General features: G+C 64.1%; 3 protein-coding genes. All 3 read right to left on the bottom strand.

Going from position 1 to position 6,442, the window contains the following annotated elements; translation table 11 throughout:
- The coding region (locus FJY88_10760) for a formylglycine-generating enzyme family protein (GenBank protein MBM3287813.1) at positions 1–191 on the bottom strand (191 nt) is incomplete at its 3' end.
- 1,139 nt (positions 192–1,330) lie between these two features.
- Positions 1,331–3,418 carry a hypothetical protein gene (locus FJY88_10755; GenBank protein MBM3287812.1) on the bottom strand — a complete coding sequence of 696 codons (2,088 nt, stop codon included), beginning with the start codon at positions 3,416–3,418 and terminating at the stop codon, positions 1,331–1,333.
- Positions 3,415–5,928 (bottom strand): VWA domain-containing protein, encoded by a 2,514-nt coding sequence (locus tag FJY88_10750; GenBank protein MBM3287811.1) that lies wholly within the window; start codon positions 5,926–5,928, stop codon positions 3,415–3,417. The genes FJY88_10755 and FJY88_10750 overlap by 4 nt, the downstream gene beginning before the upstream one ends.
- Positions 5,929–6,442: the final 514 nt, after the last annotated feature.

Genomic DNA, 6,442 nt, shown 5'->3' with positions numbered 1-6,442 from the left:
ACCGCATCGAACCACGTCACGTTCTCCACCCGACGACTCGAACCCCGAAAATCCGACTCGTTCCAACCCATCACCGACTCCCACTCCGACTGCGTCACCTCGTACTGCGAAACATAGAACGAGCGCGTCAGCGTCACCTGATGCTGCGTCTCGTCCGAATCCCGGCCCGGCTCCGAAGACGGACTCCCCATTGTGAACGTCGCAGGAGGAAATGCGTTGAGGAAAACGAACCCGGATGGAACGTCCTGCGTGGTGAAGCTCCACACCTCGCTCGTGGCCGCGTTTCCCGCGCCGTCCACCGCCAGCACTTTCCACGAGTAGGCCGTTGCTCTCCTCAGGCCGGAGGTCGTGTGGCTCGTATTGGACAAACCAGCGGCGACGAGCGCTGCGGGGCTCCCCTCGCCCAGATACACGTTGTACACGACGGGAGAGCCCTCTCCGTCCACCGAGCGTTGCCAAACCAGGTTCGGCGGCAAAGAAACCCCCGTCGTCCCGTCGGATGGAGAGACAAGAACCGGCGGGCTCGGAGGACTCTGATCGAGAAAGATTGTGTCGCGCACAACGGCGCTTACTGTGGCATCTCCGTACTTCACTTGCAGGGAGACGATCTTCGCGCCCGTGCCGGTAGAGAGGGTGTCCAGGCGGGTCGTCGCGTAGGCCTGCCACTCGGCAGCCGAGGGATCGGGGCCGGTTTCGGTTCGCATCGAAACCGCCCCCGCCGCGAGAATGGAGAGCGTGCAGATCTCGACCGCTGTGTATCGCTCCCCGGAGTTGATGAGGAGCATTGGATTCGTGCTGATCTCCACAGACACGACCAAAGACTGCGACGACTCCCGACCCCGACCATCCGCCGCGCGAACTTGATACTCATAGCGGCGCCCCGCCTGCACGCCGCAGTCCCGATAGCGCGTCGCCGAGCCCCTCACCGTCGCGATCTTCGAAGGCGATTGGCTCGATCCCGCTTCCTTCCGATACACCCGGTACTCCTCGATCCCCATCACCCCCACCGTGTTCCACGTCACCTCGATGCAGCTCCCCGACACGCTCGCCCGAAGAGCGAACGGATCCTCTCCCGCCCGCGTCCCCGCCGGATCGAGAGGATTCTCCCGGTTCTCCTTCGCGCAGGAGACGATCACGGGAACCACGCAGAAGAATACGATCCCCACCGCGATCGGCAACGCCACGATCCGAACGTGGGCTCGCGCACGGCGGGATGATTCTTCTCCGGTTTTCACGGTCTCCCCCTCACACATTCCACCCTTCCTTGAGGTCTCCATCCCGTATTTGCGACCATCGCCCCGCCAGGCGCAAAGGGGTAGAGGAACCAGGGCTAAGGGAACTTCGTCCTAGCAACACGAAAGCCAAGCTTTCCACTCGTGTGCGACGGCACGTCGCTGTAGTTCCGAAACGCGCAACGGATATTGCCGAAGCTGGTATTCCAAGAACCGCCACGGTTAACGCGGTCGGAACCGCCCGACGGTCCCCGCGGATCCGTGGGCGGGGAAACCTCGTAGTAGGTACTGCTGTACCAATCGTTGCACCACTCCCACACGTTCCCCGCCATGTCATACAACCCGTACGGCGACCTCCCCGACGGGCAGGAACCGACCGGCTTCGTCGTTCCTCCGCACCCATAGTAGTTCGCCCGACTGCAGCCCGAGCCCTCGTCCCCCCATGGATACGCTCTCTCATCCGATGCCCCGCGCGCCGCTTTCTCCCACTCCGCCTCCGTCGGCAACCGATACCCGCTCGCACTGAAGTCGCAGTTCCAGCTCTCGTCATAACAAAGAGCCAGGCCCCCCATCTCGCTCAGCCAGTTGCAGTACGCCGTCGCGCCGAACCACGAAACTTCCACCACCGGATGCCGCTCGTACCCTGACTGCACCACAAACGACGATCCCGATCGGTCGAGCCGGCAGGACGAAGACGAGACCTCAAGATAGATGGTCGCGTCCGACGAAGAACGGACCACGTCCGAGCCGTTCCAATACGCCCTCCCGCTCGCAATCGCCCAGTTCAAAGCCACCGCATACTCCGCGTTCGTCGCCTCGCATGTGTCGATGGAGAACGCACTGATGTACGGCATGTGCTCGGGCCGCTCGTTTGAGTTCCCCTCGCTCGCATCGCTCCCCATCGTGAACGAACCGGCAGGAACCTCGACCATGTCGCAGCGCGAGGTCGCCACCGACAAGGTCGGCTGGCTCCTCGAACTTTCTTGGCACGCGAAGGGGTAACTCGTCTTCACAGCGCTGACTTCATACGTGTGCGAGGTCATCCCCGGGCTTCGGTCGGTCCACAACGCAGATGCCACAGATGCGAGTGGATTCGCGCTGCCGTCTCTGTAGATGCGATACGAGTCCGCCGTGGAAACCGCGGTCCACGTCACGGTGATCGAGTCGCAGTCCGGGGTTGCCTCGACACCTGCCGGCGCGGCCGGTCTCCCGCCTGCTACCACCTCCACCGAATCCAGCACCGTCACCGACGAGAAGTCGTTCCCCAGCTCCGCCCATACCCTTCGCGCACCGGTCCCCAGCTCGAGTACCCACCCGTCGCTCGGTGAATAGCTCCCCGAGAAGGGGCTCCAGGCTTGAGATGACAGACTGTCAGCGTTGTTCGCGATCCGGAAGGAGTGCGCTCCGGTTCCGCCCACTGTTAGAGACACTGTGTCGCCGCACGCGCGGGCCTCGCCATCCTCCAGCACCAGCGACGCCCCCGTGATCGCCGCGGGGGAAATCGAATCCGATACCACCGTGGACGTGTCCCCCGGCGCGTACACCACTTGCGCGTAGACACGCTTGGTCCCCTCCCCACCGTCCAGCTCCCAATCGGAGACCGTTCCCGCGAACGTCCGCCACGCGGCCCCGGTGAACGTCGGCTCGTTCGAAAGGCGCATCGTCTGTCCGCCCGCCGCCTGGATCGCGAGCGAGACGCTCCTGTACATCGTCGTCGCGGCATCGCCCGCGATCGTGACGATCGGATTCGCCTTGATCGTGACAGGAAGAACGAAAGACATCGAGGATTCCCGGCCCCGACCATCCGCCGCGCGAACCTGATACTCATAGCGGCGCCCCGCCTGAACGCCGCAGTCCCGATAGCGCGTCGCCGAGCCCCTCACCGTCGCGATCTTCGAAGGTGATCCTGCCGCACCGACCTCCTTCCGATACACCCGGTACTCCTCGATCCCCATCACCCCCACCGTGTTCCACGTCACCTCGATGCAGCTCCCCGATAGGCTCGCACGAAGCGCGAACGGATCCTCTCCCGCCCGACTCCCCTCCGGATCGAGGGGGTTGTCCCGTCCCTCTTTGGAGCAGGAAACGAGATACGCGGCCGCTGAGAAAGCCGCGACCGTGAGAAGAGCAACGGGCGAGAGGCGGCGAAGGAGAGGGAAGCGGGGCGGCCCGCACGGCTTCTTCATCTCGAACGCCTCCTCGAGCGACGGACGAACCGGATCGCGACGCGCCCCAGGGTCAGCATGTCTCCGTCTTCGAGCGCGCGACGCTTCACGGGAAGACCGTTCACGTGGACCGGGTTCGTCTCGCTCCGATTGACGAGAACGTGCTCGTCTTTCTCGCGCACGATCTCCGCGTGGAACAAAGAGACACGTGGATCGGCAAGCCGAAGATCCATCTCGCGGCTCCGCCCGATCCGAAACCGCGCGCCCCGCACGCGGACCAGGCGGCCCCATTTCGCGGCCTCGCTCTCGGGGAGTTCGAGAAGAGCGGGGGCGCTTCGCGAAAAGACGCCGATCCCGTGTCGGCGCACGAGGACCGCACCGAGGGCCAAGCAGAAAAGAAGAAGGACTCCTGCGAACGCCCATTCCATCGCATGGCTTCGAGGAGGCACGAACACGGTCGCCGCCGCGGATGAGGCGGAAAACGCAGGACGACCCTGCCAAGAAACGACGACCTTCCCCCCCGGGGCGACGAGATCGTAGTCCTCCATTACCGCGGATCGAAGTTCGGAGATGAGGTTCGCCGCGTCGGCGGCGGTGTAGAACGTCCCGCCCGCGATGTCCGCGAGAGCCTTGAGAGCCGTTTGGACCTCCGGCTCGGTGTCGAAGGCGATGAGGGAGAACCGGATCCCCTTCGACGGCGCCGCGCCGTTCGCCGCGAGAGCCGGGGAAACGAGGAGGTTCAGAAGTCGATGCGCCTCGCTGCCCGCACGGGATCCGGGAGAGAACGACAACATGGGACCGCCCGGAAGAGGACTCAGGTGCTGGAAGAGAAGATCGTTCCTCCGCTTGATCTCGGCCGCCGCCTTCCGAGCGACATCTTCGTCCGTGGCGAGCCCGTCCGAGAGAAGGACGAGCTGACAGACTCCCGACGGGCAGGTCCGGTCGATCACCTCGAGCGCCTCGAAAAGAGTCTCTCCGAGAGGTGTTTCGCCCCCGGGCTCGAGGGCATCGACGCCGGACTCGATTCGACCGACATCTTGGGAGAACCCGGCGACGAGGCGATTCGGCTCCCCGTTCAGAACCATGAGCGCCCAATCGATCGAGAGGCCCTGCCCCTCCCGCACGACCGCATGGAGGGCATTCCGTGCCGCGTCGATCCGGCGAACTCCGCCCCCGCCCACCCTTTCGCTCATGCTTCCCGAGTTGTCGAAGACGAAGAGGACGGCGCGGTCGCCGGCGAGGGGAACGACGCCGGTCGCGCTCGAGTCCGGCCAGTCCCATGAAACCCTCGCAAGCGCCGCCGGCAGGGGAGGCGGGTTCACACTTCGTAGCGTTCGGTCGCGCATGTCCCTGTAGTAATCGCCCCACTCTCGAAGGCTCCGGCTCACGAGACGCTTGAATCCGATCGTCCAGGATCCGGTGAATGAGTGGTGCATGTGGTCGAAGAAAGAGTATTGGGCGTAGCATCTGGCCTGCTCGACGAGCGGCGAGGGGCCCCGCGGCGCGGTCTTGCCGAGAAGCTCGTGGATCATCGCGAGAGAGGATGCGAGATGGATCTCCTTTTCCTGCTCCGCGATCGCCTGGATCTCCTTGTATATGATGAGAAAGGGAAGGAGCTTTGGGTTGGCGAGCCACGTATGGCCCCCAAGAGCGGCGGCGCCCGCGGTCTTCAGACCGAGCGCGAGGACCGGAAGATCTCCGACCAACTTGTCCTTGTTTTGGTCGAGGTTCACGACGAAGGCCCCCGCCGCGCCTCGATCGCGCAGCACCATGACGCTCGTCTTCGCGTCGTCGAGGCCTCTCCAGAGCGCCGGGTCGATCTGGATTCCCTGCTGGCGCTCCACCTCGCGCAGGATTCGTTCGATTTCCACGATGCGATGCCAGGCGACGTCGTGGTTCAGCGCGCTGAGGGTCGCCGCGCCGCCCACGAGGTCGAAGGCCTGTGCGGTCACGCCGGCGACGGCGAGCGACGCCATGATCTGCGTGAAGGCGGGCGTGTTCGCGAGCGCGTGAACCTGGCGCGCCCCGTGCTTCAGCTCGTTGGCGAATTCGGCGAGCGGGGTGCCTCCATGGATATACCCTGCTCCGCCGGGCACGCCGTGGCGGGCGTACACAAGTTCCGCCGCGGCTTCCAACGTCTCCGCGAGATCCGTCATGCGGCCCGTCCCTTGCGAGAAGCGGTTCGCCAAGGCCAGTGCGTCACGAAAGGGGTTCTCTCCAATCGAAGGTTGGAGCGCGATCTCGAGAAAGGCGGTCTGGTAGGCCTCGCGGCGGCGCTGATCGACATAGAGCGTCGGGTGATTCCACCAGCGCTTTTCCTGAATCAGACGATCGACGACTCCCGGCTCGGAGAGGCTTTCTGGAATACGAAGGTCCACCAAGCCTCCCTCGGCGGAAATGCTGCGCGGGACGGTTTCTCCGCTCATGCGGTCCGGGCAGGGGGCCGAGAGAGCAGAAGTGGCGAGGAGAACCTGGAGGAGGGAAAGCCGAGCCAACAGGTGGAGGAGTCCGGTGTCCGACCGTGTCCTCATGGCAAGAACCTCCTTGGTAGGTCAATCAGAAGAACCAAGTCGCGAACAGCCTGTATTTCACAAGATCGATTCTCCGGCGTTGAGGGTGGGCATCATCGGCGCGACTCGCTCACTGCTTACGAAGCGGCAGACCGCCTCGACTCGAATCGACCGAACCGCTCCCCGCAACAAGAAAGAAACTGATGATACTCTGGCAATTGACCAGTTTACCTGCGACCGGCGCCTCCGGGCAAGAAACAAGAAGAGCGAGCGCCGAAAGCGAGAGAACTCCGGACGGCAAGCGGGAAGGGCAGGTAACCCATTATTTCCAAAGTAGTTATGTGGCGCGGGGGAGAGGTTTCTCGTTCCGTGCCATCGGCGGAGAGGAACCGAAGAGGGGGGACTCGGAACGCGAGTTCTATCTCTTCCTCAGAACCACGCGCTGCCGGTCGCATGCGCTCAGAGTGCGCTCCCACTCCGCGCCTTGATCACTCTCCGCCAGGGCCGATCGAGTCGCGCGCAATTCCACCGTCCA

It is taken from the genome of Candidatus Eisenbacteria bacterium (genome assembly GCA_016867495.1).
In the GTDB taxonomy this organism is placed as follows: Bacteria; Eisenbacteria; RBG-16-71-46; order CAIMUX01; family VGJL01; genus VGJL01.
This window is presented reverse-complemented; position numbering and strand designations above follow the sequence as displayed.

Bases quoted from the DNA above. Each gene is read 5' to 3' on its own strand.
- FJY88_10755 (MBM3287812.1), bottom strand. From the start codon at position 3,418: ATGAAGAAGCCGTGCGGGCCGCCCCGCTTCCCTCTCCTTCGCCGCCTC.
- FJY88_10750 (MBM3287811.1), bottom strand. From the start codon at position 5,928: ATGAGGACACGGTCGGACACCGGACTCCTCCACCTGTTGGCTCGGCTT.